This is a genomic window from Massilia sp. Root133 (assembly GCF_001426525.1).
GTDB lineage: Bacteria > Pseudomonadota > Gammaproteobacteria > Burkholderiales > Burkholderiaceae_D > Telluria > Telluria orientalis.
This window is the reverse complement of the sequence record NZ_LMEW01000035.1, coordinates 146,072-169,380: the sequence shown is the minus strand read 5'-3', so window position 1 is coordinate 169,380 and position 23,309 is coordinate 146,072. Positions and strand designations below refer to the sequence as shown.

The 23,309-nt window shown below is 66.3% G+C and carries 24 protein-coding genes; 17 read left to right on the top strand and 7 right to left on the bottom strand.

Features of this window, described 5'->3' with window-relative positions:
- Nucleotides 1–62: 62 nt before the first annotated feature.
- Nucleotides 63–2,309 (top strand): bifunctional (p)ppGpp synthetase/guanosine-3',5'-bis(diphosphate) 3'-pyrophosphohydrolase, encoded by a 2,247-nt coding sequence (locus tag ASD28_RS27555; protein WP_056136332.1) that lies wholly within the window; start codon nt 63–65, stop codon nt 2,307–2,309.
- Here ASD28_RS27555 and ASD28_RS27550 read toward each other — a convergent pair whose 3' ends face one another.
- Genes ASD28_RS27550 through ASD28_RS27535 form a run of 4 tightly spaced genes read right to left on the bottom strand, consistent with a single transcriptional unit; the run spans nt 2,310 to nt 6,301 of the window.
- Nucleotides 2,310–3,047 (bottom strand): hypothetical protein, encoded by a 738-nt coding sequence (locus ASD28_RS27550; RefSeq protein WP_056136330.1) that lies wholly within the window; start codon nt 3,045–3,047, stop codon nt 2,310–2,312.
- A 10-nt stretch (nt 3,048–3,057) separates the two neighbouring features.
- A complete protein-coding gene (locus ASD28_RS27545) occupies nt 3,058–3,426 on the bottom strand; it encodes a hypothetical protein (protein ID WP_156650951.1) in 369 nt (122 codons plus the stop codon).
- Nucleotides 3,413–5,275 (bottom strand): carbamoyltransferase, encoded by a 1,863-nt coding sequence (locus ASD28_RS27540; protein WP_056136326.1) that lies wholly within the window; start codon nt 5,273–5,275, stop codon nt 3,413–3,415. Before ASD28_RS27540 ends, ASD28_RS27545 begins: the two co-directional genes overlap by 14 nt.
- 9 nt (nt 5,276–5,284) lie before the next feature.
- Nucleotides 5,285–6,301, bottom strand: a complete 1,017-nt coding sequence (locus ASD28_RS27535; protein ID WP_056136325.1) for a GDSL-type esterase/lipase family protein — start codon at nt 6,299–6,301, stop codon at nt 5,285–5,287.
- A 152-nt stretch (nt 6,302–6,453) separates the two neighbouring features.
- Between ASD28_RS27535 and ASD28_RS27530 the strand changes: the two genes are divergently transcribed.
- A complete protein-coding gene (locus ASD28_RS27530; RefSeq protein WP_156403714.1) occupies nt 6,454–7,323 on the top strand; it encodes a hypothetical protein in 870 nt (289 codons plus the stop codon).
- A 13-nt stretch (nt 7,324–7,336) separates the two neighbouring features.
- Here ASD28_RS27530 and ASD28_RS27525 read toward each other — a convergent pair whose 3' ends face one another.
- Both ASD28_RS27525 and greB read right to left on the bottom strand, forming a co-directional pair.
- Entirely contained in the window at nt 7,337–8,005 is a 669-nt protein-coding gene (locus ASD28_RS27525) for a biliverdin-producing heme oxygenase (protein WP_229412429.1), read from the bottom strand.
- 76 nt (nt 8,006–8,081) lie between these two features.
- Nucleotides 8,082–8,648, bottom strand: coding sequence for a transcription elongation factor GreB (gene greB, locus ASD28_RS27520; protein ID WP_056136321.1), 567 nt, complete (start codon nt 8,646–8,648; stop codon nt 8,082–8,084).
- 72 nt (nt 8,649–8,720) lie between these two features.
- Between greB and ASD28_RS27515 the strand changes: the two genes are divergently transcribed.
- The 15 genes from ASD28_RS27515 to ASD28_RS27445 all read left to right on the top strand — a co-directional run bounded on the left by ASD28_RS27515 (nt 8,721) and on the right by ASD28_RS27445 (nt 22,844).
- The gene (locus tag ASD28_RS27515) at nt 8,721–9,332 is read left to right on the top strand and encodes a hypothetical protein (protein WP_056136319.1); all 612 of its coding nucleotides are present in this window, start codon (nt 8,721–8,723) and stop codon (nt 9,330–9,332) included.
- Between the two features lie 7 nt (nt 9,333–9,339).
- Nucleotides 9,340–10,818 (top strand): histidine kinase, encoded by a 1,479-nt coding sequence (locus tag ASD28_RS27510; RefSeq protein WP_229412051.1) that lies wholly within the window; start codon nt 9,340–9,342, stop codon nt 10,816–10,818.
- Nucleotides 10,815–11,462, top strand: coding sequence for a response regulator transcription factor (locus ASD28_RS27505; protein WP_056136317.1), 648 nt, complete (start codon nt 10,815–10,817; stop codon nt 11,460–11,462). Before ASD28_RS27510 ends, ASD28_RS27505 begins: the two co-directional genes overlap by 4 nt.
- A 121-nt stretch (nt 11,463–11,583) precedes the next feature.
- The gene (locus tag ASD28_RS27500; RefSeq protein ID WP_056136314.1) at nt 11,584–13,161 is read left to right on the top strand and encodes a GGDEF domain-containing protein; all 1,578 of its coding nucleotides are present in this window, start codon (nt 11,584–11,586) and stop codon (nt 13,159–13,161) included.
- Between the two features lie 250 nt (nt 13,162–13,411).
- On the top strand, nt 13,412–14,857 hold the full coding sequence (locus tag ASD28_RS27495; RefSeq protein WP_056136312.1) for a flagellin: 1,446 nt from the start codon (nt 13,412–13,414) through the stop codon (nt 14,855–14,857).
- A gap of 87 nt (nt 14,858–14,944) precedes the next feature.
- Entirely contained in the window at nt 14,945–15,298 is a 354-nt protein-coding gene (locus ASD28_RS27490) for a flagellar protein FlaG (RefSeq protein WP_056136310.1), read from the top strand.
- Nucleotides 15,299–15,484: 186 nt separating this feature from the next.
- The gene (gene fliD, locus ASD28_RS27485; RefSeq protein WP_056136308.1) at nt 15,485–18,127 is read left to right on the top strand and encodes a flagellar filament capping protein FliD; all 2,643 of its coding nucleotides are present in this window, start codon (nt 15,485–15,487) and stop codon (nt 18,125–18,127) included.
- 21 nt (nt 18,128–18,148) lie between these two features.
- On the top strand, nt 18,149–18,607 hold the full coding sequence (fliS, locus tag ASD28_RS27480) for a flagellar export chaperone FliS (protein WP_056136306.1): 459 nt from the start codon (nt 18,149–18,151) through the stop codon (nt 18,605–18,607).
- Nucleotides 18,604–18,945: a flagellar protein FliT gene (locus ASD28_RS27475; RefSeq protein WP_229412049.1), complete on the top strand. Its 342-nt coding sequence runs from the start codon at nt 18,604–18,606 to the stop codon at nt 18,943–18,945. The genes fliS and ASD28_RS27475 overlap by 4 nt, the downstream gene beginning before the upstream one ends.
- Nucleotides 18,946–18,953: 8 nt before the next feature.
- The gene (locus ASD28_RS27470; protein ID WP_056136304.1) at nt 18,954–20,063 is read left to right on the top strand and encodes a flagellar hook-length control protein FliK; all 1,110 of its coding nucleotides are present in this window, start codon (nt 18,954–18,956) and stop codon (nt 20,061–20,063) included.
- Nucleotides 20,050–20,415: an EscU/YscU/HrcU family type III secretion system export apparatus switch protein gene (locus ASD28_RS27465; protein ID WP_056136302.1), complete on the top strand. Its 366-nt coding sequence runs from the start codon at nt 20,050–20,052 to the stop codon at nt 20,413–20,415. Before ASD28_RS27470 ends, ASD28_RS27465 begins: the two co-directional genes overlap by 14 nt.
- On the top strand, nt 20,399–21,157 hold the full coding sequence (locus tag ASD28_RS27460; protein ID WP_056136300.1) for a flagellar brake protein: 759 nt from the start codon (nt 20,399–20,401) through the stop codon (nt 21,155–21,157). Before ASD28_RS27465 ends, ASD28_RS27460 begins: the two co-directional genes overlap by 17 nt.
- Before the next feature lie 98 nt (nt 21,158–21,255).
- On the top strand, nt 21,256–21,948 hold the full coding sequence (locus tag ASD28_RS27455) for an RNA polymerase sigma factor (protein WP_056136298.1): 693 nt from the start codon (nt 21,256–21,258) through the stop codon (nt 21,946–21,948).
- A 78-nt stretch (nt 21,949–22,026) separates the two neighbouring features.
- On the top strand, nt 22,027–22,542 hold the full coding sequence (locus tag ASD28_RS27450; RefSeq protein ID WP_056136297.1) for a DUF4142 domain-containing protein: 516 nt from the start codon (nt 22,027–22,029) through the stop codon (nt 22,540–22,542).
- Nucleotides 22,539–22,844 carry a plastocyanin/azurin family copper-binding protein gene (locus ASD28_RS27445; protein ID WP_056136294.1) on the top strand — a complete coding sequence of 102 codons (306 nt, stop codon included), beginning with the start codon at nt 22,539–22,541 and terminating at the stop codon, nt 22,842–22,844. The genes ASD28_RS27450 and ASD28_RS27445 overlap by 4 nt, the downstream gene beginning before the upstream one ends.
- Nucleotides 22,845–22,847: 3 nt before the next feature.
- Here the strand turns inward: ASD28_RS27445 and fliE are convergent, their stop codons facing one another.
- Nucleotides 22,848–23,234, bottom strand: coding sequence for a flagellar hook-basal body complex protein FliE (gene fliE / locus ASD28_RS27440; RefSeq protein ID WP_056136292.1), 387 nt, complete (start codon nt 23,232–23,234; stop codon nt 22,848–22,850).
- Nucleotides 23,235–23,309 lie beyond the last annotated feature (75 nt).

The window sequence follows — 23,309 nt, the reverse complement described above, 5'->3', positions numbered from 1 at the left end:
TCCATGAGTCAGTCCGTGATTCTGTTATGCTGTTTCCATACTGCGGCTGATTGTCATAACGTATGAGCTTATCGTCACCGGACTCCCTCCACTCGGGCACCAACAACAAGGCGAGCCGGCCCGGCCGGCCCGCCAACAAACCGCAGGAAGCCGAACCGGCGCCCGCTCCCGGCGTCGCGTCGATCACGCACCTCGCCGGCAAGCTCGCCGAATACCTCACCCCCGTCGAACTCAAGCGCGTCAAGGAAGCCTACCGCTTCTCGGACGAGATGCACCTCGGCCAGGTCCGCAAGTCGGGCGAGCCGTACATCTCGCACCCGATCGCCGTGGCCGAGATCTGCGCCGACTGGAAGCTGGACGCCCAGGCGATCATGGCCGCGCTGCTGCACGACGTGATCGAGGACCAGGACGTCAAGAAAGAGGAACTGCTGGAGCGCTTCGGCCCGCAGGTCGCCGACCTCGTCGACGGCCTGTCGAAGCTGGAAAAGATCGAGTTCCAGAGCGTCGTCGAAGCGCAGGCCGAAAACTTCCGCAAGATGTTGCTGGCGATGGCGTCGGACGTACGCGTCATCCTGATCAAGCTCGCCGACCGCCTGCACAACATGCGGACGCTGGGCGTGATGGCGCCGGCCAAGAAACGCCGCATCGCGGGCGAGACGATGGAAGTCTACGTCCCGATCGCGCACCGTCTCGGCCTGAACGACATCTACCGCGAACTGCAGGATCTTTCGTTCTCGCACCTGTACCCGCTGCGCTACCGCACGCTGTCGAAGGCGATCAAGGCCGCGCGCGGCAACCGCCGCGAAGTGGTCAAGAAGATCCTCGACGCCGTCAAGAACCAGCTGTCCGCCGCCGGCTTGCCGGCCGAAGTCTACGGCCGCGAAAAGACCCTGTTCGGCATCTATAAAAAGATGCGCAACAAGCACCTGTCGTTCTCGCAGGTGCTGGACGTGTACGGCTTCCGCGTCGTCGTCGACACGGTCCCGAACTGCTACGTGGCGCTCGGCTCCCTGCATGCGCTGTACAAGCCCATGCCCGGCAAGTTCAAGGACTACATCGCGATCCGCAAGATCAACGGCTACCAGTCGCTGCACACCACCCTGATCGGCCCGTACGGCACCCCGGTCGAATTCCAGATCCGCACCCAGGAAATGCACCGCACGGCGGAATCCGGCGTGGCCGCGCACTGGCTGTACAAGACGGGCGACCAGAACATGACGGACCTGCAGCAGCGCACGCACGCGTGGCTGCAGTCGCTGCTCGACATCCAGCAGCAGACCGGCGACTCCGCCGAATTCCTCGAGCACGTGAAGGTCGACCTGTTCCCGGACTCGGTCTACGTGTTCACGCCGAAGTCGAAGATTATCGCCTTGCCGCGCGGCGCGACGCCGCTGGACTTCGCCTACAGCATCCACACCGGCATCGGCGACCACACCGTGGGCGTGAAGATCAACCACGAACCCGCATCGCTGCGCACGGAACTGCACAACGGCGACATCGTCGAGATCGAGACCGATCCCGACTCGCGCCCGAGCCCGACGTGGCTGAGCTTTGTCCGCACGGGCAAGGCGCGTTCGGCGATCCGCCATCACCTGCGCACCATCAACCTGAACGAATCCGTCGAACTGGGCCAGGAACTGCTGGGCCAGGCGCTGGGCCAGCTGGGCATCAAGACCGAACTTCTGCCTTCGATGATCGAACGCCTGCTGGCGGAGTCGTCGGCCAAGTCGATGGACGAGGTCTACGCCGACATCGGCATCGGCAAGCGCATGCCCGCACTCGTGGCGCGCCACATCGTGAGCCTGCTGGGCGGCGACGTCGCGTCCGTCCCCGCGCAACCGAGCCATGGCGCCGAGCTGGATCCGGTGACGATCTACGGCAGCGAAGGCGTGGCCGTGCAGCTGGCACCGTGCTGCCAGCCGATCCCGGGCGACCACATCATCGGCCAGCTGCGCCGCGACCAGGGCCTCGTCGTGCACACGGCCGACTGCTCGCAGGCGAACCGCCTGCGCCTGAAGGAACCGGACCGCTGGATCCCGGTCCAGTGGGGCAGCGAACTGAACCGCCGTTTCGACTGCCGCATCCGCCTGCTGATCAACAACGAAAAGGGCATCCTGGCCCGCGTCGCCGCCGAGATCGGCGAGTCCGACGCCAACATCACGTATGTCGGCATGGACGAGGACGACGAACACATGCTGACCCAGCTGCGCTTCACGATCCAGGTCAAGGATCGCGTGCACCTGGCGCACCTGATCCGCAACCTGCGCCGCGTGGCCGGCGTCAACCGCGTGGAGCGCGAGCGGGCGTAACTACAGGGGCAGCGTACACCGGAACCCGACGTACGCCCGCTCCGCCTGCGGCCGCTCGTCGACGACGGTAAAGATCCCCGCGCCTTCCTGCGACGACCAGCTGCCGCCGCGCGCCAGCGCCCTGCCCCACCAGCTGCGGCCCGCCCGCGGCCACCAGCCCATCCCCTGCTGCATCGGCGCGCCGGGCGCGGTCGCCAGGGTGGGCGAGCCTGCCAGGAACGTGCGCGCGACGATGCCTTCCGCGTTGCCCTGCACGTCGTCGAACACCCAGCTGAACGCGTTGCCGGCCGCATCAATGATGCGCTCCCCGTTCGACAGCACGAACCAGCGCCGCTCGAGCGGATCGGGCGATGCCATGCAAGCCGCCTGGGGGCCGTGGCGGCGGCCCAGGTGCAATCCCTGGAACAGCCGGCCGTCGCCGACGGCGCCGCCCGTCCAGTTGACGGCCTGGCCGGCGATATCGTGGGCGATGGCCAGCGCCTGCCGTTCCGTCAGCAATTCGAAGCCGGCGAGCGCACAGGCCAGGCGCGCCGCGTGGTAGCCGATCCGCACCCAAGGCGGCAGCGCCTCGCTCAGCACCACCTGTCCATCCGGTCCGCACGCCGCCAGCCAGCGCGCCACGGCGAAAGCCGGGACCTCGACGCCGCCGGGCAGCGTGGTGGCCGGCACGGCGATAAAGCCTGGCGGCAGCGCTTGTGCCAGCGCCACGGCCGCCATATCCACATCGAGGTTGCCCATGCGCCGCTACTCAGAACATCTGGTAGACATAGGGCGACAGCTCCGCCTGCGGCCGCGCCGCCACGTACAGCGCGTGCAGGGCCCGCGCGGCCTCGGCCACCTGCGGCGCGTGCGCGGCGAGCTCGGGGTGCCCGTGCGCGCGCCAGTGCGCCGCGAGGCGCGCACCGAATCCATCGGCGTCCAGGCATGACGGCGCGAGGAAATCGTCGAGGTCCATCGTCGTGTGCGTGCGCTGCGTGTAATAGCTGGCGAGGCGCGGATTCGGGCCCAGCGGGAACGGTGCCTGGCCGGGCGCGCAGTGGGCGGTCAAGGCATCGAACAGCGGGGCCGCAAGGGTACGCAACCCCGCTCGCAGTGCTTTGTCATCAATCGAGCTCATAGGTCTTCCTCCAGTCTTCGTCGTCCGGCAACGGCGGCTGCTCGCGGCGCCACAGCACGACGTCTTCCAGCACCAGCATGTCCATCTCCGTGCGCATGAAGCAGCGGTAGGCATCCTGCGGACTGCAGACGATCGGCTCGCCGCGCACGTTGAACGACGTGTTCACGAGCAGCGGACAGCCCGTCAGCCGTTCGAACGCTTCGATCAGCGCACGGAATTCCGGATGACTGTCCTCGTCGACGGTCTGGATGCGGGCCGAGTAATCGACGTGCGTGACGGCCGGGACGTCGCTGCGCGGCTGGTTGATGACCGCCATCATGTCGTCGTCGCCCGCCTCGAATGCCTGCATCTCCATCGGCCGGCGGCGCGTCGCGTTCACCGGCGCCACCATCAGCATGTACGGACTGTCGCCGTCGAAGTCGAAGTACTCGGCGCAGCGCTCGCGCAGCACGGCCGGGGCGAACGGGCGGAACGATTCGCGGAACTTGATTTTCAGGTTCATCGTCGCCTGCGTGCGCGGGTTGCGCGGGTCGCCGAGGATCGAGCGGGCACCCAGCGCGCGCGGCCCGAATTCCATCCGCCCCGACAGCCAGCCGACGATCCTGCCTGCCGCCAGCGCCTCCGCGACGAGGGCCAGGCGCTCCGCACGGTTCTCGATGCGCCGGTACGGATAGCCCTTGCGGTCGAGGAAGGCGAGGATTTCCTCGCTCGAATAGCGGGGCCCGAGGTAGCTGCCGCGCTGGGCGTCGCCCGCTCGGTCCGTGCGCCGGCGCGGGGCCTCGAACGCCATGTGGTGCGCCAGCAGGGCCGCGCCGAGCGCGCCGCCCGCATCGCCCGCGGCCGGCTGGATCCAGATGTCGTCGAAGATGCCGGCCGCGGCCAGCTTGCCGTTGGCGACGCAGTTCAGCGCGACGCCGCCCGCCAGCACGAGGTTGCGCTCCCCGCCCAGGCGGCGCAGATGGCGCGCCGTCCTGAGCACGATCTCCTCGGTCACCTGCTGGATGCTGGCGGCGAGGTCCATCTCGCGCCGCGTGATCGGCGACTCGGGCTGGCGCGCCGGGCCGTCGAACAGGTCGGCGAAGCGAGGACCGGGCATCGCCATGCCGTCCAGCCAGCCGAAGCAAGCCATATCGAGCCGGTACGAGCCGTCGGTCCGGACGTCGATCAGGTGTTCGCGGATCCGGCCGGCGTAGCGCGGCCGGCCGTAAGGTGCCAGCCCCATCAGCTTGTACTCGCCGGAATTGACCTTGAAGCCGCAGAAGCTCGTGAACGCGCTGTACAGCAGTCCCAGCGAATGCGGGTAGTCGATCTCGGCGAACAGTTCCAGTTTGCGGCCGTGGCCCATGCCGAGGGTGGTCGTGGCCCATTCGCCGACGCCGTCGATCGTGAGCACGGCGGCGCTGTCGAACGGCGACGGATAGAAGGCACTGGCGGCGTGTGCCATGTGGTGCTCGGCGAACAGCACGCGGCCGGCGCGCCCGAGCGTGCCGAGCGTCTGGCGCACGTGCTCGTTCACCCAGATCTTGTCGCCCAATACCGCGCCCGCGGCCTGGACGAACAGGTCGCGCGCGCCCGCGGCATCGCCGTGCCGGGCGCCGGCGCAGGCGTTCTGCACGACGCGGTCGAACGTCAGCAGCGGATTGTCGTAGAAGACGATCGCATCGAGGTCGGCCGCATCGACGAAGCCTTCTTCGAGACAGTAATTGATGGCGTTGACGGGAAACGACGGGTCGTGCTTGCGGCGCGTGAAACGCTCTTCCTGCGCGGCCGCGACGATCTCGCCGTCGTGCACCAGCGCCGCCGCCGCGTCATGGTAATAGCCGGCGATGCCCAGGACGGTCTTGCCCATGTCGCCTCCTCAGCTGGCGCGGGCCAGGCCTGCGCCCAGCATGTCCGCGATGACGGGCTGGAGCGAACGCGCGAGCGCGTCGTGGCCGGCCGGCGTGAAATGGATGTCCTTGTCCCAGCGCAGCCGGCGCCGCGTGGCGGGCGCGATGCGCAGCAGGTCGGGCAGCGGGTCGTGCAGGCGGCAGCCGAGGTCGGCGGCCAGTTCCGCGAAGCGGGCCTGGTAAGGCGCGGCATCGCACGTCTCGTCGAGATGCTGCGGCAACGGCAGCGGCATCAGGAGCACGGGCCGGTCGAGCGCCCGGATCCACTGCGTCAGGATCGCGCGCATCAGGCGCCAGGCCGGGCTGGCGGGCGAGTCGTAGTGCGGCAGCGGCTGGTATTGCGTGAGGTGCTGGACCATGTCGCGCATGCCCAGCTTCGTGACCATCTTGCGCAGCACGAGGAAGCGTCCTCCGTGGTCCACGGCGGCGGCCTGCGCGGCGTCCAGCTCGTGTTCCTCGTACGGTTCGCGCCGCGGCGGCACCTGGCACAGCTGCAACGTGCCGTTCTCGATCCGGAAATACGGCTTGGCATACAGGCGCTCGACGCCGTGCTCGTCGTGGTGCGGGCGGAATTGTGCGGCGACGCGCCGGATGTTTTCGACGAAGACGGCGATCACGACGAGGTCGTGCTCGATGTCGCGGGCGAATTCGCGCCAGATGAGGTATTGCTGGTCGGTCCCCGTCGACGACAGGCCGAAGTTGTAGACCTCGACGGGCGGCGTGCCGGCGTCGGGCAGCCGCGCTTCCAGCAGCTCGGTATAGCGCTGGCGGTTGGGCACGGCATCGCCCGCCGTGAACGAATCGCCGAACACGAGGACCCGCCGGTGCCCGGGCGTACGTGCCCGCGCGAACGGCCGGTCGGCACGGAATCCCTGTTCGTTGACCTGGATGAGATATCCGCCGCCTTCATGCGGGATCCGCACCCGCAGACGGGGAATGTAGCGATAGCCGACGACAGGGTGATATTCGTAAAGTTGCCTCATCATTTCCTCTTTTTCTTTTCCGGTCGAAATAATGATGCGTTATTTAAATATGAGGATTTTTATGCAACCTCAACTTTCCGGATTCTATGCATTTATTTTCTATCGACATATTAATTCCTGGGAATTGTTTAACCGCGGAAACCAAATACACACTATTGGCGTGGCACAAACCGGAACAGGAGGCGATCCCGCATATTCACTCGACCGAACCATCGTACAAAGGCGTAAAAAAGACGTTTCGATTTGAAAAATTATTATTGGAAACGGAAATGAGCATACGGCCACCGATCGCTGAACACAGTGCGTTATTGATCCGATACCTGGTGGTTTTTCTGATCGGCTATTTTTTATTGACCGTTCACGCCGGCGCGGATATCCATAAAAAAGTGGACGCGGCCGATCCCGTACCGCAAATTGAACCCGGAAAGGCCAAATTGGTCGATCTGGCATCGCTGCCGCCGCCATTACGGCGCGCGGTCGACGACGAAATGAGGCGCCTGCGCGCGGGCGACGGCGTACTTTACGGCGACATGACGTCCGAGGAAGCGCATGACCTGGAAAGCGCCGACGGGCGCGCGTTGCCGCCGGAGGGCGCGCTGGATCGCTTCATTGCGCATGCGACAGTGCCGCCTGCGGATGTCGCGGCCAGCGATCTCGCCGGCTACACGCTGGCGGGCGTGGTGCCCGAGGGACCGGGCCAGGACGGCCCGTGGAGCAGCGTGAAGCGCGTGTACCGGCGTCCCGACGGTGTGCTCGTCATGCTGCACGAGTGGGCCTACGTGGCCGAAGGCGGCGGCGTCCTCGGCGTGCGCGAGCTGATGAATGCCTCCGTGCGGCACGGCACTACCCGCTGTCCGGCCCAGTTCGCGATCCGGCGCGCGCCGACGGGCCAGGTCGTTTCCGAGCTGCGCTGGTTCACGGACGCCAAGGTCTTCACGCTGAGCGTGGCACAGGACGTGCTCGCCGACGGCGGCAAGGATCACGGCAAGGCGTGGATGCTGCGGCTGGCCGAAGCCATCGAATGAGCGTCCAGTCCGCTCAGGCGGTGCCGGCGCGTGCCGGCGGCGGTTCCGCCGGAGTTGCAGGCGGCCATGCCGGATGCGCAAGACCGGTACGCGGATCGCCGCGCAGTCCGAGTATCCGGTCGAAGGCCGCGCACGCGCCGGCGCAGGCGTCCGCGATCTCGGCCGGCGTGCGCACGCTGGCACGCAATGCCTGCATGAAGACGCGCCAGCGGGGGCCGGGGCCGGCGTCGTCGCCCTTCAGGTAGCGCAGCCCGTGCGGCGCCAGGCGTTCGCGCAGGCGTTCGTACAACACGGCACCGCCCAGTTGCGAGCCTTCGATGACGTAGTGCACGCCCCAGCGGTAGGCGAGGCTGGCCGTTGCCGGCCAGGCGGCGGCGGCATCCGTGCCGGTGCCGGCGGGCGTGGTCGACAACGCATGCCCCGCCTCGGCGAGATCGGCGTCGATCCGGGCCAGCCGTGTTGCGTGTTCGAATGGCGGGCCATCCGCGAATCCGGCCAGCCAGGCGTGCAGGGGCGCGAGCCAGGTCCGCAGCAGGGCCAGGTGGGCGGTGTAGTCGTGCAGGGAGGCGTCGGGCGCCCCAATCGGCAGGCCGGCGTCGAGCGCCGCGTGGCGGGTGGCGGTGGCCGCGCGCAGGGCGCTCAGCGGATCGGCTTCGGACGCAACGTCGGTGGAACGGTTCATGGGATGCGGGAAGCAGAAACCGCCATCTTATCAGCCACGGCACCGTCGCGCCGCGCGCCCCGCGCCACCAGCCGGATCAGTCCGCGACGGGCTCCGGATACTCGACGCTCAGGATTTCCAGTTCGTCATTGCCTTGCGGCGTATGCAATGTGACGACGTCGCCTTCGCGCGCCTTCGTCAGCGCGCGCGCCACTGGCGAGACCCAGCTGATCTTGCCTTTCAGCGGGTCCAGTTCGTCGATGCCGACGATGGTGACCGCATGCTCCTCGCCCGCCTTGTTGACGTAGGTGACGGTGGCGCCGAAGAACACCTGGTCGTTGCCGTAGTGGACGGACGGATCCACGACGAAGGCGGAATCCAGGCGCTTGGTGAGGAAGCGGATGCGCCGGTCGATTTCGCGCAGGCGGCGCTTGCCGTAGATGTAGTCGCCGTTTTCCGAGCGGTCGCCATTGGACGCGGCCCAGTGCACGACGCGCACGACTTCCGGACGGTCGACGTCGATCAGCTGCAGCAGCTCGTCCTTGATGGCCTTGTGGCCGGCCGGGGTGATGTAGTTCTTGGACCCGGCGGGTATCGCCTGGGCGAGCGCCAGCGCTTCGTCATCGTCGTCGTTATCGGACTCTTTTACAAATGCCTTGTTCATGCGTCTATTGTAGCGCCTTCGACAACACGCGCGCGCCCCTGTGCCGTTCGCGTTTTCCCGTATCATGAGGCCATGACACGAGCCCTTCCACGCAGCCGGATGTTCGCGCCGCTGGTGTACCTGGCGGCCGTGGTGTTGCTCGTCGAGGAATGGTGCTGGGATCTCGGCATGCGCCTCGCGCGGGCGCTCGCGCGCTGGCCCGCGCTGGCGGCGCTGGAAGCCCGCGTGCGCACCCTGCCGCCGTATGCCGCGCTATGCGCCTTCGTGCTGCCCGGCCTGGTGCTGTTTCCGGTCAAGCTGCTGGCCCTGCTCGCCATCGCCCATGGCCACGCGTTGTCCGGCATCGCGACCATCGTGGTGGCGAAGGTGGGCGGCGCGGCCGTCGTGGCGCGGATCTATGTGCTGACCTTGCCGACCTTGCTGGCGGTCGGCTGGTTCGCACGTTGCCACGACTGGTTCATGGGCGCCAAGACCCGTTGCCTCGACTACTGGCGCACGAGCCACGCCTGCCACCTGGCCAGCCGGGCGGCGCGCGGCCTGCGGCTCGGCTACCGGCGCCTGCTGCGCCGGCTGCGCGCAAGGCCGGCCGACGCGAGCGGCCGCCATGCCAGCCGCCTCGTGCGGGTGCTGCGCCGGTTCGTGGTCCAATGGCGCGCGCGCCGGCGCCAACCGACAGACCGATGACATGACCATGAGCCCGGATACCTTGACCCATGCCCCCATCCTCGCGCCCGCAATGCAGGCGTCCACCACGGAAATCTATCTGTTCGACGCCGACACGCTGCGCCTCGTCGACGTCAACCAGGCCGCGCGCCGCAACCTCGGCCATGAGCTCAAGGCCTTGTGCGGCATGACGCCGCTCGACCTGGCGCCCCAGCTCGACCGCGCCGAACTCGTTGCCCTCATCGGCTCGCTGGGCCAGGAGATCGGCGACCAGGTCAGCCTGCGCACACGCCATCGCCGCGCCGACGGGACCACGTATCCGATCAGGCTGTGCTTCCTGCGCATCGTGCGCGACGGCCGGTCGCTGATCCTCGCGATCGGCGACGACCTGTCGCTGGAACTGGCGGCCGGCATGGTGCTCGAGCAATACCAGGCGCGCTTCAATGCCGTCGTCAACCACACGCCCGGGCTCGTCTACCAGTTCGTGCTGCATGCGGACGGCACGATGGCCTACCCGTATTTGAGCGAGGGGTGCACGGCGCTGCTGGGCCTGTCGGTGTCGGAACTGCAACAGGATCCCGAGCGCTTCCTGCGCCTGATCCTGCCGGAGGACCGCAAGGGTTACCAGGACGCGATGGAGGCGTCGAAGACGGCGCTGGCCGCGTGGAACTGGGAAGGCCGCATCTGCGTGGAGGCGTGGAACGACGTCAAATGGATCAGCCTGCGCGCGACGCCGCTGCCGCTGATTGGAGGCGGTGTCCAGTGGGACGGCATCATGACGAACGTCACCGCGAGCAAGCTGGAGCAGGAAGAAACCCGGCGGTCGCGCGCGCGGCTGGCCGAGCTGACGGACCACATCCAGCAGGTCAAGGAACAGGAACGGGCCCGCATCGCGCGTGAGATCCACGACGACCTGGGCGGCAATCTCACGGCGATCAAGATGGCGCTGTCCATGCTCGCCGCGCGCCTGCCGGACGATCCGGCCCTGCGCGACAAGGCGGATTACCTGGACGACCTCGTCGACCGCACGATCGAGGCCGTGCACCGCATCTCGCTGGACCTGCGTCCCAGCACGCTCGACCTGGGCCTCGTCGCCGCGCTCGAATGGCAGGCGCGCGAATTCGAAAAGCAGATGGGCATCGCCTGCGTGTTCCGCAGCGCCGACAAGGAAATCGACCTCGATCCAGACCAGGCGGCCGCGCTGTTCCGCATCTTCCAGGAAGCGCTGACGAATATCGCGAAACACGCGGGCGCCACGCGCGTGACGGTCAGCCTGCGCCGCCAGCGCCAGCACCTGACGCTCGGCATCTGCGATAATGGCCGCGGCATCACGCCTGCCGACCGTCTCAAGCCCCAGTCGTTCGGCCTGCGCGGCATGAGCGAGCGCGCCCGGGCGCTGGGCGGCACGCTCACCCTGTCGCAGGCCCCTGGAGGCGGCACGATGGTCGTCGTCAAGATCAGGCTGGCCGCCCCCGCGGCCGGACGCAGCGAAACCACCCGAGCATGACAGAAAAAGCCAGCATCCGCGTTTTTATTGCAGACGACCACGCCATCGTGCGCGAAGGCCTGAAACAAATCCTCGCCGAACAGCGTGACATCGTTGTCGCGGGCGAAGCCGAGACCGGCCTCGACGCCGTCAAGCTGTTCCGCAAATCGCGCTGCAACGTGGTGCTGCTCGACATCTCCCTGCCCGACCGCAACGGCATCGAAGTGCTCAAGCAGATCAAGAGCGAACAGCCGGACCTGGCCGTGCTGATGCTGTCCATGCACCGCGAAGACCAGTACGCGATCCGCTCGCTGAAGGCGGGCGCGGCCGGGTATCTGACCAAGCAGAGCGCGCCGAAGGAACTCGTCAACGCGATCCGCCAGGTGGCGGGCGGCCAGCGCTACGTCAGCGCCCTGCTGGCCCAGGTGCTGGCGGCCCAGCTGGGCGAGAACCACGAAGCGCCCGTGCACGAAGCGCTGTCCGACCGCGAATACCAGACCCTCACCATGATCGCCTCCGGCAAGACCGTCAGCGAGATCGCGCGCGAACTCTCGCTGTCGGTGAAGACGGTCAGCGAGTACCGCTCGCGCCTGCTGGCAAAGATGAAACTCAAGACCAGTGCCGAACTGACCCACTACGCCATCCGCAACCAGCTCATTGACTGAATTGTGCTTTGTCAATACAGTCGGTGAGAAAGAGTGGTAATTCCGCGTCTGATCTGCGATTTGATTTTTTGGCAGCGGCTTACCATGGCGACAATAAGAATTCCATATTGCAACGTCCAAAATGTCCAGTCCACCACGCCCGCCGGGGGTTCCCGGCCTGAACCCTGCGGAAATCGCACGCGAAGCGTTCCGCCGGCTCGCCACGCGGCGCATCGCGCCGACGCCGGACGCCTATCGCGAGATCTATAACGAGATCGCCGGCGTCGACGTCCTGCCGCCTCCAGCCCCTCCCGCAGACCCGGGCGCGGAAAACGTGCTGTCCGGCTTCGCGCACAAGCTGGCCGACACGCCCGGCGAACTGGCCGAGTTCGGCGCCCGCTTCAACCGCGCCGTCAAGCAGCGCGACTGGGACGGCTACGCACGCACGCTGTCTCAGCTGGCCGAGAAACACCTGCGCCGCCACACGCACCCCGCGATGTCGCTGGGCGTGGAGAACGGCGAAGCGAAGCTGCTGCGCGACCTGCTCAGCCGCACGCTGACGTTCGCCGTCGCGTCGCTGCTGGCGGGCACCCCGAACCTGTCGGGCGAAGCGGAATCGCTGGGCGCCGCCGTCAAGGTCGCGCACAGCGAGGAAGCGCTGCAGGAAATCGCGGGGCGCCTGAAGGACCTGTGCTACCAGATCGAACTCAAGAGCGGCGACACGGCCGAACAGCAGGAACTGCTGCTGCGCCTCTTTAAACTGCTGCTGGAAAACGTATCCGAACTGCTGGACGACGACAGCTGGATGCGCGGCCAGATCGCCGCCGTGCAGGACCTGATCGCCGGTCCGCTCGACCATCGCGCGCTGGAAGACGCCACGCGCAGCCTGAAGGACGTCATCTTCAAGCAGGGCCAGCTGAAACACGGCATCGCGGACGTCAAGGCGACCGTCAAGAACATGATGATGACGTTCATCGACCGCCTCGGTTCCGTGGCGGCGTCGACGGGCGATTTCCACGAAAAGATCGGCGGCTTTTCCGAGCGCATCCGCGGTGCCGGCAATATCGAGGAACTCAACGTGGTGCTGGAAGAAGTGCTGCGCGAAACGAAGATCGTGCAGGCCGAGGCGATGGCCTCGCGCGACCGCATGCTGGCCGCGCACCAGGAGGTGCAGGAAGCGGAGGCGCGCATCAAGGATCTGGAAGCGAAGCTGCAGCACATGAGCGAACTGGTGCGCGAGGACCAGTTGACGGGCAGCCTCAACCGGCGCGGCCTGGACGACGTGTTCGAGCGCGAAAGCGCGCGCGCCGACCGCCGCGGCACACCGCTGTGCGTGGCCCTGCTCGACCTGGACAATTTCAAGAAGCTCAACGACACCTACGGCCACCTCGCGGGCGACAACGCCCTGCGCCACCTCGTGAAGGTCGTGCGGGACACCTTGCGCTCGATGGACGTGATCGCCCGCTTCGGCGGCGAGGAATTCCTCATCCTGTTGCCAGAAACGAATGTCGAAGCGGCATCGGCAGCGATGGTGCGCGTGCAGCGCGAGCTGACGAAGCATTTCTTCCTGCATGGAAACGAGAAGATGCTGATCACGTTCTCGTGCGGGGTGGCCTTGCGCCATCCGAACGAGGAGCAGGCCAGCCTGATGGCACGGGCGGACAAGGCGATGTATCGAGCCAAGCAAAGCGGCAAGAACCGCGTGGTGGTGGCTGACTGACAAGCCCGGCCACGGAAAAATAAATTTTTTTCGCCCTAAAGTTCCCGAATTCGTCGCCGCCAAGGCAGGCCCGCTCCCGGCGGCGACACAAAAATTTCGATTTTTTTCGCTCTCGCCCTCTAAACTTTTTCCGTAGAGCACCGTTACCTGCATCAACAGCGGTTTGAATGTCACAGAACAGCGTGGCAGACCAAAGTGATTCTGAGTGGCACGTCGCCACGCCCTGCAAGACCAAGTCTGGAGAGACACCATGTCGTCCGTTATCAATACCAACGTTGCATCCCTGAACGCTCAGCGTAACCTGTCCACCTCGCAATCTTCGCTCAACACCTCGATCCAGCGCCTGTCGTCGGGCCTGCGCATCAACAGCGCAAAAGACGACGCCGCCGGTCTGGCAATTTCGGACCGTATGAATTCGCAGATCCGTGGCATGAACCAGGCAACCCGCAACGCGAACGACGGCGTGTCGATGGCCCAGACGGCCGAAGGCGCCCTGTCGAGCTCGGGCGACATGCTGCAGCGTATCCGCGAACTGGCCGTGCAATCCTCGAACTCCTCGAACTCGGCCAGCGACCGTAAAGCCCTGCAGACCGAAGTGTCGCAGCTCACCTCGGAACTGAACCGCATCGCCAGCACCACCGAATTCAACGGCACCAAGCTGCTGGACGGCTCGATGGGCACCGCCAACTTCCAGGTCGGCGCCAACGCCAACCAGCTGATCTCGATGACCGGTTCGAATTTCAGCACGTCCGTCTATGGCAATAACACGACGACCACCGACGGCCAGATCGATACCGGCGCGATCGTCGGCGGTACAGCCGCAATGGTCATCAACGGCAGCCAGGGCACGGCAAAGGTCGACATCTCCGCGAACAGCACCGCCAAGGATGCGGCTGCCGCCATCAACAACAAGTCCGCCGATTCCGGCGTGACCGCGACTGCAACCACCAGCGTGGGGTTCCAGGGCACGGCTGGCGTCGCCTACACGCTGGCGCTGGGGTCCGACAATTCGACCGACATCAGCGTGGCATTCAAGATCGGCTCCGGCACCGGCACGGCGGACGACTACGCGGCGGCAATCAGCGCGTTCAACGCGCAGAGTGCAAAGACGGGTGTGACGGCATCGTACGATGCGGACGCCAAAGGTCTGAAGCTGACCAACGCCAGCGGCAACGATATCAAGCTGACCGAACTGGACACGGCTGCGGACGGCAAGATCGCCGCCTACGACGGCGCGGGCGCCGCGGGTACGTTCGCCGCGGTGTCGGCGACCGTCGGCACGCCGAGCATCGCCAAGGGCACGATCACGCTTGACTCGAGCGAAAGCTTCTCGGCCACCGACACCAGCGGCTTTGCTCTGGCAACCTCGTCGACTCTGAAAAAAGTGTCGGATATCGACGTCGGCAGCTTCGCCAACGCCCAGCAGGCAATCAAGATCGCCGATGCAGCCCTGGCCAAGGTCAACGACCAGCGCGCCCAGCTCGGCGCACTGCAGTCGCGCTTCAGCTCGGCGATTTCGAACCTGCAGTCGTCGACCGAGAACCTGTCGGCATCGCGCAGCCGTATCGTCGACACCGACTTCGCTTCGGAAACCGCGAACATGACCCGCGGCCAGATCCTGCAGCAGGCCGGCACCTCGATGCTGGCCCAGGCAAACTCGCTGCCGAACGGTGTCCTGTCGCTGCTGCGTGGCTAATCAGTCGCAATAAGCCACCAATAGCGGTGTAAAGTGATTCCTCGGCTGGAGTAATTCAGCCGGGGAATTTTTGCTAGGGAATTCATCATGAACATACAACCAGTGGGTTCACCTGTTTCTCCCCGAGTGGAGGATCGCCCGGCCCAGCCGGCGACGCCGACGGGTGAGACGGAGTCGGCCGGCAAGAGCAAGCTTGCCGACGGCGCCAGGCCGTCGCGCGAGGATGTGTCGGCCGCTGTCAGGAAGATGAACGACGCCATGCTGGGTTCGTCGCAAAGCCTGCAATTCTCGATCGACGAGGACAGCAAGGACATCGTGGTCAAGGTTATCGACCAGAGCACGAAGGAGGTCGTCCGTCAGATCCCTTCCAAGGAAGCGCTGCAGATCGCCAAGTCGATCGACAAGATGCAGCAGGGCCTCCTCATCAACCAGACGGCCTGAGCGCTCAATGTCCGCTTCACCGTGAAGCGTGGGCCCGCGGCCCGCGCTTCCTGCCCTATTCCCTTTTTCTATTGCATTTTTCCTACCAAATTGTTCTGGCACGGAAATAACGCACATTTCCCACTCTCAAGTACCGTTTGCTTCTGTCGATAATGACTTACATTATCGCTTTCACAGGAGAAACAAGTGGGAATCAGCTCACCTGGTATCGGCTCCGGCCTCGACGTCAACGGTCTCGTCAGCAAGCTGATGTCGGCCGAATCGGCGCCGCTCGACAATTACGACAAGAAAACGACTGACTACCAGACCAAGCTGCAGGCGTACGGCAAGGTCAGTGCGGCGGTCGGCGTTTTCCAGGGCGCGCTGACGACGCTGAACTCGGCCAATACCTTCAGCGCGCTGACCAGCTCGTCCAGCAACAAGGATCTCCTGACGGCCACCCCTGGCGCGGGCGCCGTGCCCGGCAAGTACAAGATCAACGTCAGCCAGCTCGCGCAGGCGCAAAGCCTCATGACGGGCGGCCAGGCCAGCAATACGGCGCAGATCGGCGACGGCGCCAAGACGACGCTCACGTTCCAGTTCGGCAGCATCGGTGGCGGCACGTTCGGCATGGCTGGCGCCGCACTGAGCCTGGCCAGCGCAGCGTCCGGCATCGCGACCGGCTCGCTGACCATCAACGGCACCGCGATCAGCACGAACGGCACGACGCGCAGCGCGCGCGACCTCGCCTCGGCCATCAACGACGAAACGGATACGACGGGCGTCACGGCCAAGGCCGGCATCACGTCCACCTCGGCCACGATGTTCGGCACCTTCGGCGACGTGGCGGTCACTTCCGGCAACTATGCGTTGACCGTGGGCGGTGTCCAGCTGGCCAGCTCGGACGGCAGTACCACCGTCACGGCCGCGTCGCTCGACACCGCGCTCGGCACGAACAATGTCAAGAACCAGTTGGCCGCCGCCAACATCACGTTCACCGGCTCGGCCGCCACCCACGACCTGCAGTTCTTCGCGGCCGACGGTTCCAACATCAACGTCACGGAAGCCGTCAGCGGCACCGTCACGGGCGGCATCGGCCTCGCTCCCGGCGCGGCCAACACGGGCTCGGACGCCACCAGTACGGCCGGCATCACGCTGAGTTCGAAAGACGGCAGCCAGATCCTCGTCGGCGGCAACAACCCGGCCGCGGCGGGCCTCACGGCCGGCAGCGCCGGCAGCTACCTCGGCGCCGGATTCACCCAGGATGGCAGCCAGGCCAGCGGCACCGTGACGCTGGACACGAAGGACCAGACCCTGCAGGGCATCCGCGACGCCATCAACAAGGCCAACGTGGGCGTCACCGCCACCATCGTCTCGGACGGCAGCGACAACCCGTACCACCTCGTGATCACGTCGAACAAGACGGGCGAGAAGTCGGCCATGAAGATCACCGTGGATGGCGCCGACGGCGGCCCCGTCAACGCCGGCCTCGCCAGCCTGCTGGCCTATGATCCGAGCGGCACGCAGGCCCTCACGCAGACGAGCGGCGCGCAGGACAGCAAGCTGACCATGAATGGCATCGCGGTCAGCAGTGCCGACACGACGGTGGAAGACATCATCCAGGGCGTAAGCCTGGACCTGTCCACGACCGGCAGCACGACGCTGACCGTGTCGCAGAACAAGAGCGCGGTGACGGATGCCATCAACGGCTTCGTCAAGGCCTACAACGACCTGAACAAGACGATTTCCGGTCTCTCGAGCTACAACGCCGACACCAAGACGGGCGGCGTGCTGCAGGGCGATTCGGCCGTCCGTTCGATCCAGACCCAGTTGCGGCGCGCGCTGGGCACCAAGGTCGAAGGCCTGGACAGCAGCCTGTCGAACCTCAGCCAGATCGGCGTCTCGTTCCAGAAGGACGGCAGCCTGGCGCTCGACTCGACCAAGCTGAACAAGGCCATGTCCAGCAACTTCAGCGACATCAGCGGCCTGTTCGCGGCCGTCGGCGCGGCCAGCGACGGCAACATCACGTTCGATAAATCGACGGCGGCCACCAAGCCGGGCGAGTATGCCGTGAACGTCACGCACATGGCCACGCAGGGCACGCTGACCGGTGCCAATCCCCTGTCCGGCCCGACGACGATCGCCTCGAACACCACCTGGACCGTCACGCTGAACCAGACGGATCCGGCCACGGATTCGAAAGTCCAGAACATCACGATCCCGGCCGGCACATATGCGAACGATCAGCTCGCGTCGATGCTGCGCGCCGCCATCAACGGCAACGCCACGTTCGCGAACGCCGGCGACGCGGTCGAGACCTCGGTGGACGGCACCGGCCACCTGTCGATCTCGTCCAGCAAATACGGCTCGACGTCGAACATCTCGATTTCCAGCGTCACGGGCACGGCCGTCAGCGACCTCTTCGGTAGCGCCACGCCGGCCGTCGGCACCGACATCGAAGGCACCATCGGCAACGTCGCCGCGACGGGTAACGGCCAGTCGCTGACGGCGGCCGACGGTTCGCCGGCGGCGGGCATCCAGATCACGGTCAAGACCGGCACCACCGGCGACCGCGGCACGGTGACCTTTTCGCAAGGCTATGCCTACCAGCTGACGAACCTCGCCGCGAGCTTCACCGGCTCGGGCAGCGTACTCAACAGCAAGACCGACGGCCTGAACGCCAGCATCAAGGCAGTGGCCAAACAGCGTGACGCCTTCAGCGATCACCTGACCCAGTTGGAAGCCATGTATCGAAAACAATTTACCTCGCTCGACACCATGCTGCAGTCGATGCAAAGCACCCAAAGCTATCTGACGCAGCAGTTGGCAGCCCTCGCGGCCAACCGATAACTGGATTTTTGGAGAACCACCATGTTTGGAAACATGAAACGCGGCGTCAACGCCTATCACAACGTGAGCCTCGAGACCGGCATCACGTCGGCCTCGCCCCACAAGCTGATCGTCATGCTGTACGACGGCGCCCTCGTCGCGCTGCTCGGCGCCAAGACGAACATCGCCGCCGGCAACATCGCCGCCAAGGGTTCGGCCATCTCGAAAGCCATCTCGATCATCGACAACGGCCTGCGCGCGTCGCTCGACAAGAACGCCGGCGGCGAGATCGCGGCCAACCTCGACGCCCTGTACGACTACATGAGCCGCCGCCTCCTGCACGCGAACCTGAAGAACGACGTGACCATCATCGACGAAGTGCACGGCCTGCTGGCCGACCTGCGCGGTGCGTGGTTGGAAATCGGCGACAAGGTCCAGCAGCCGCAGCAGGTCGCCGCGCCCACGGCCATGCCGAAAGCCCCGACCCTGGCGAGCGCATGATGGGAGCCACGACGATGATGACGAATACCGAAATCGCCTCGCTGTACGAAGCCATGGTCGGCATCACCGACCAGATGCTGGCCGCCGCCGCCGCGGCCGACTGGGACCGCCTGCTCCAGCTCGAACACCAGTGCGCCGCCTGCGTGCGCCAGCTGAAGGACAATGGCGACACGCCGCTGGCCGGCCAGGAACGCGTGCGCAAGGTCAACGCCATCCGCAAGATGCTCGATTCCGACCGCAAGATCCGCGACCTGACCCAGCCGTGGATGGCGAAGCTGCAGGCCATGATCTCGAACAAGACCGTCGAACGCCGCGTCGCGCGCGCCTACGGCGTCTGACCTGAACGATGCTGCCGCGCGATAGCGTCTCGCTGACTCCGGTCGCGGCAGCCCGTCCCGCCTTACCCGTCGGCGACCCGCGCCAGCAAGCCTTTGCGCGCGCGCTCGCCAACCTCGTGGGCCAGGCTATGCCGGCCGACGTGTTGGCGAAACTGCCCGACGGCAGCTTCGTCGTGCGCATCAACGACATGGCGGCGCGCATGCCGCTGCCCCAGGGCGCCCAGGTCGGCACGCAGGTGCCGCTGACCCTCGTGACGGTCGCGCCGCGGCCCATGTTCCAGGTCCAGACGGGCCAGGGGGCCCCCGCCTTCGCCGAAGCCGGCCCGCCGCTGCCGGAAGGCGCCAGCCCGCAGGCGTTTACGCTCGCTTACCTCGAAGGCAAGGATGCCGCCGCGCTGACGCGCACGGCCGCCTTGCTCGCGGGCACGCGCGGTCTCGCGCAACTGCCGGGCGGCGCGGCCGACGGCGCCAACACGTCGCTCAGCACGGCCGGCAAGATGCTGGGCGACGTCATCGCGGCCGCGCAGAAAGCGGACACACAAGCCACCGCCGCGGTCGGCCGCACGCCGCTGCTGGGCGGGCCGTCGACGGACGCCGGCGCCATCGCGCAGGCGCTGAAGGACGGCCTCGGCAAGAGCGGCCTGTTCTACGAATCGCACGTGGCCGAATGGGCCGAAGGCGCCCGCCCCCGCGCCGACCTCGCGGCCGAACCGCAGGCGCGCGGCATGCCGCCGCCCACCGATCCGAACACGGCCCAGTTCATCAACCTGCAGCTGAATGCACACGAACAGGGCCGCGCCGCCTGGCAGGGCCAGTTGTGGCCGGGCCGCGACATGCAGTGGGACGTCGAACGGGACGCTTCCGGCGGCCAGGATGGCAGCGACGATGACGAACACGGCGGCACGTGGCAGAGCAGCCTGCGCCTGCGCTTCGGCGCATTGGGCGAGGTGGCGGCGCGCGTCGTGCTGTCCGGCGGCCAGTTGCACATCCGCCTCGATGCCGAGGACGAATCGGTCAAAGGCTTGCTGGATGCGCAGCGCGCGCGCCTGGCCGATGCGCTCGACGCGGCCGGCACGCCGCTCTCCACGCTGACCATCCACGATGATGGACAACGATAAGCCGACGCGCCGCCAGAGCGCCGTGGCACTGGCCTACGGTGCCGGCGATGCCGCGCCGAAGGTCGTCGCCAAGGGCAAGGGCCTCGTCGCCGAACAGATCATCGGCCGCGCGCAAGAGGCTGGCGTGTTCGTGCACGAATCGAAGGAACTGGTGGCCTTGCTGATGAAAGTCGATCTCGACCGCCAGATCCCGCCGGCCCTCTACCGCGCCATTGCCGAACTATTGGCCTGGCTCTATCATATTGAATCCGCGCAAGTTTCCGGGCAGACACCACCGCCCGCACCGGACACGGCACGCCTCCTCCCACCCCAAGAAAGCACTCCGGTTGACACAGATGCAAGCAATCACTGACGCCGAATTAGAAGCCTGGCACGACTACGAAGTCGAGTCGCCCAGGGAGATCGTGGCCCTGCTGCGCCAGATCGCCGAAAAGAACCAGCTGATCCGCATGCTGATCAAGGGCGAGGCGGACGTCTGCGTCACGTCGCTGCTGGCCGTCGATCCGGATGCGGGCACCGTCGTCATCGACTGCTCCGTCAGCCCCGAGCAGAACACGCGCATCGTGGCGGCCGGCACGGTCCGGTGCGACACGTCGCTGGACAAGATCCGCATCGTATTCGGCCTGGACAACCTGCGCGAAGTGCAATTCGAAGGCGGGACCGCGCTGTCCGCCGCGATTCCCGCGAACCTGATCCGCCTGCAGCGGCGCGAGTTCTACCGCATGCCGACGCCGGTGACGAATCCCGTGCGGGCGACGATCCCCCTGCCGGCCGAGCTGGGCGGCGGCACCGCCGTGTTCCCGCTGGCCGACATCAGCTGCGGCGGGGTCGCGATCCACGACAGCAAGCTGCAGCTCGGCACGACCATCGGCGACACCTTCCCGAACTGCCGCATCGACCTGCCGGAAATCGGCCCGGTGACCTGCTCGCTGCAAGTCCGCAACTCGATCGACATGACGCTACTCAACAACAAGACGAGCCGCCGCCTCGGCTGCCAGTTCGTCGACATCTCGCGCGGCAACCTGGCCGCCGTGCAACGCTACATCACCAAGCTGGAACGCGAACGCAACGCCCGCCTTGCAGGCCTGGCCTGAACCGGGGTCAGAGCCCGGTTTTGGGAAATTGATTAAAACTTCGGAACGCCGGTCCGCCGGCCTGCATCCAAACGTCAGGCATACGACCAGGAGATCCCATGCAGGCCGCCGCACCGAACCCCTCTTCCCTCGACGACGACGCGCTGCTACGCCGTATCCGCGCCGGCGACCGCGACGCGTTCTCCGATCTGATGCGGCGCTACAACCGCCGCCTGTACCGCGTCGCGCGCAGCGTCCTGCGCGACGATGCGGAAGCCGAAGATGCACTCCAGGATGCCTATCTGCAGGCCTATCGCGCCCTGCCCGGGTTCCGCGGCGACTCGGCGCTCGGCACCTGGCTCACCCGCATCGTCGTCAATGCCGCGCTGATGCGCCAGCGCAAGACCCGGCGGCTCGCCGACGTCATCGAACTGGGCGCGGATTTCGGTTCGGACGATGCGATCCTGCCCCGCGACCGGCTGGACGAGCCGGCGCAGCCCGAACTGGCCGCGCTGCGCGCCCAGACGCGGCGCCTGATCGAGACAGGCATCGACAAGCTCCCGGCCGCCTTCCGCACGGTGTTCGTGCTGCGCGCGGTGGAAGAGCTGACCGTGGAAGAGACAGCGGCCACGCTGGACATCCCCGCGGCGACCGTGCGCACCCGCTATTTCCGCGCGCGGGCCATGCTACGCGAGGCGCTCGCGCGCGAGATCGACTTCGCGATCGAGGATGCGTTCGGGTTCGACGGCGCGCGCTGCGACCGGATCGTCGATGCGGTCCGGCGCCGGCTGGACGCGGAACCGTCCCCCTGACACGAAGCGGGAACGCGCGCGCCAAAGCGTGCATCGAATGGATTGTTTCACCTAAACCACCCATTCAAGGAGTCCGCCATGAACAAATCCGCCCCGCTGCTGCTGTCCGCCCTGCTCGCCCTGAGCGCCACCGCCCACGCGGCCGGCCCGAACGATGCGCAGATCGCCGCCATCGTCGTCGCCGCCAATGCGGTCGACATCGACGCCGGCAAGCAGGCCGAGACGAAAACGCAGAACAAGGACGTGCGCGCCTTCGCCCAGCGCATGGTGGCCGACCACGCCGGCGTCAACCAGCAGGCCGTCGCGCTGGTGCAGAAACTGCACGTGACGCCCGAGGACAACGACACCAGCAAGAGCCTGACGAAGGACGGCGCGGCGACGCGCACCCGGCTGGCCGCCCTGTCCGGCAAGGCGTTCGACAAGGCCTATGTCGACAACGAAGTGACGTACCACGAGACCGTGCTCGGCGCACTCGACAAGACGCTGATCCCGAACGCGTCGAATGCCGAGCTGAAAGCCCTGCTCGTCAAGGTCCGCCCGGCGTTCGTGGCGCACCTGGAGCATGCCAAGCACATCCAGGCCGAACTCAAGTGAAGACCGCATTTGCCACGCTGTTTGCCGCGTTGTGCACGCTGCCCCTCATGGCCGGCGCGGCGGAACACCACGTCGTCATCGACGGCATGAAGTTCACGCCGCAGGTCGTGCAGGTCAAGAAGGGAGATACGATCGTGTGGGAGAACCGCGACATGTTCGTCCACAACGTGACGGCGGCCGGCGTCAAGTCGGGTGACCTTCAACCCGGAACGACCTGGCGCTGGGCGGTGCCGGCGAAGATGTCGTTCGACTATCTCTGCACGCTGCATCCGGTGATGAAGGGACGCGTCGAGGTCAAGTGATCGTCACACCTGCATGTTCATGATGTCGTGATAAGCCGACACCAGCTTGTTGCGCACCTGCACCGTCGCCTGGAAGTTGATGCTCGCTTTCTGCATCGCGATCATCGTATCGGACAGGCTGACGGAATCGTCACCCGCCGCGAATTTCTTGCCCATCTCGTCAGCTTGTATCTGGGAATTGCTGACGTTCTGCAGCGACGCCTTCAGCGCATCCGAGAAGCTGACCTTGGTCGATGATTCGGCCGCATCGGGAGCGCCCAGCTTGCCGATGCCGCCCAGCCCGCCCAGCGCCTCCGCCGGCGACGCCGGGCCGGCCGGCTTTTGTGCCGCCGACTTCAGCTGCGCCATCATCGCTTCGATCCGGCTGCTGTCGATGCCGCCGATGTTCATGTCCGTTCTCCCAGTGCCTGTCAAACAAATCGATTCAGGCTGTCAGAATATCAGCGCCCGGGCAACGATTGCCTT

Bases quoted from the DNA above. Each gene is read 5' to 3' on its own strand.
- ASD28_RS27555 (WP_056136332.1), top strand. From the start codon at position 63: ATGAGCTTATCGTCACCGGACTCCCTCCACTCGGGCACCAACAACAAG.
- ASD28_RS27550 (WP_056136330.1), bottom strand. From the start codon at position 3,047: ATGGGCAACCTCGATGTGGATATGGCGGCCGTGGCGCTGGCACAAGCG.
- ASD28_RS27545 (WP_156650951.1), bottom strand. From the start codon at position 3,426: ATGAGCTCGATTGATGACAAAGCACTGCGAGCGGGGTTGCGTACCCTT.
- ASD28_RS27540 (WP_056136326.1), bottom strand. From the start codon at position 5,275: ATGGGCAAGACCGTCCTGGGCATCGCCGGCTATTACCATGACGCGGCG.
- ASD28_RS27535 (WP_056136325.1), bottom strand. From the start codon at position 6,301: ATGATGAGGCAACTTTACGAATATCACCCTGTCGTCGGCTATCGCTAC.
- ASD28_RS27525 (WP_229412429.1), bottom strand. From the start codon at position 8,005: ATGAACCGTTCCACCGACGTTGCGTCCGAAGCCGATCCGCTGAGCGCC.
- greB (WP_056136321.1), bottom strand. From the start codon at position 8,648: ATGAACAAGGCATTTGTAAAAGAGTCCGATAACGACGACGATGACGAA.
- ASD28_RS27515 (WP_056136319.1), top strand. From the start codon at position 8,721: ATGACACGAGCCCTTCCACGCAGCCGGATGTTCGCGCCGCTGGTGTAC.
- ASD28_RS27510 (WP_229412051.1), top strand. From the start codon at position 9,340: ATGAGCCCGGATACCTTGACCCATGCCCCCATCCTCGCGCCCGCAATG.
- ASD28_RS27505 (WP_056136317.1), top strand. From the start codon at position 10,815: ATGACAGAAAAAGCCAGCATCCGCGTTTTTATTGCAGACGACCACGCC.
- ASD28_RS27500 (WP_056136314.1), top strand. From the start codon at position 11,584: ATGTCCAGTCCACCACGCCCGCCGGGGGTTCCCGGCCTGAACCCTGCG.
- ASD28_RS27495 (WP_056136312.1), top strand. From the start codon at position 13,412: ATGTCGTCCGTTATCAATACCAACGTTGCATCCCTGAACGCTCAGCGT.
- ASD28_RS27490 (WP_056136310.1), top strand. From the start codon at position 14,945: ATGAACATACAACCAGTGGGTTCACCTGTTTCTCCCCGAGTGGAGGAT.
- fliS (WP_056136306.1), top strand. From the start codon at position 18,149: ATGTTTGGAAACATGAAACGCGGCGTCAACGCCTATCACAACGTGAGC.
- ASD28_RS27475 (WP_229412049.1), top strand. From the start codon at position 18,604: ATGATGGGAGCCACGACGATGATGACGAATACCGAAATCGCCTCGCTG.
- ASD28_RS27470 (WP_056136304.1), top strand. From the start codon at position 18,954: ATGCTGCCGCGCGATAGCGTCTCGCTGACTCCGGTCGCGGCAGCCCGT.
- ASD28_RS27465 (WP_056136302.1), top strand. From the start codon at position 20,050: ATGGACAACGATAAGCCGACGCGCCGCCAGAGCGCCGTGGCACTGGCC.
- ASD28_RS27460 (WP_056136300.1), top strand. From the start codon at position 20,399: ATGCAAGCAATCACTGACGCCGAATTAGAAGCCTGGCACGACTACGAA.
- ASD28_RS27455 (WP_056136298.1), top strand. From the start codon at position 21,256: ATGCAGGCCGCCGCACCGAACCCCTCTTCCCTCGACGACGACGCGCTG.
- ASD28_RS27450 (WP_056136297.1), top strand. From the start codon at position 22,027: ATGAACAAATCCGCCCCGCTGCTGCTGTCCGCCCTGCTCGCCCTGAGC.
- fliE (WP_056136292.1), bottom strand. From the start codon at position 23,234: ATGAACATCGGCGGCATCGACAGCAGCCGGATCGAAGCGATGATGGCG.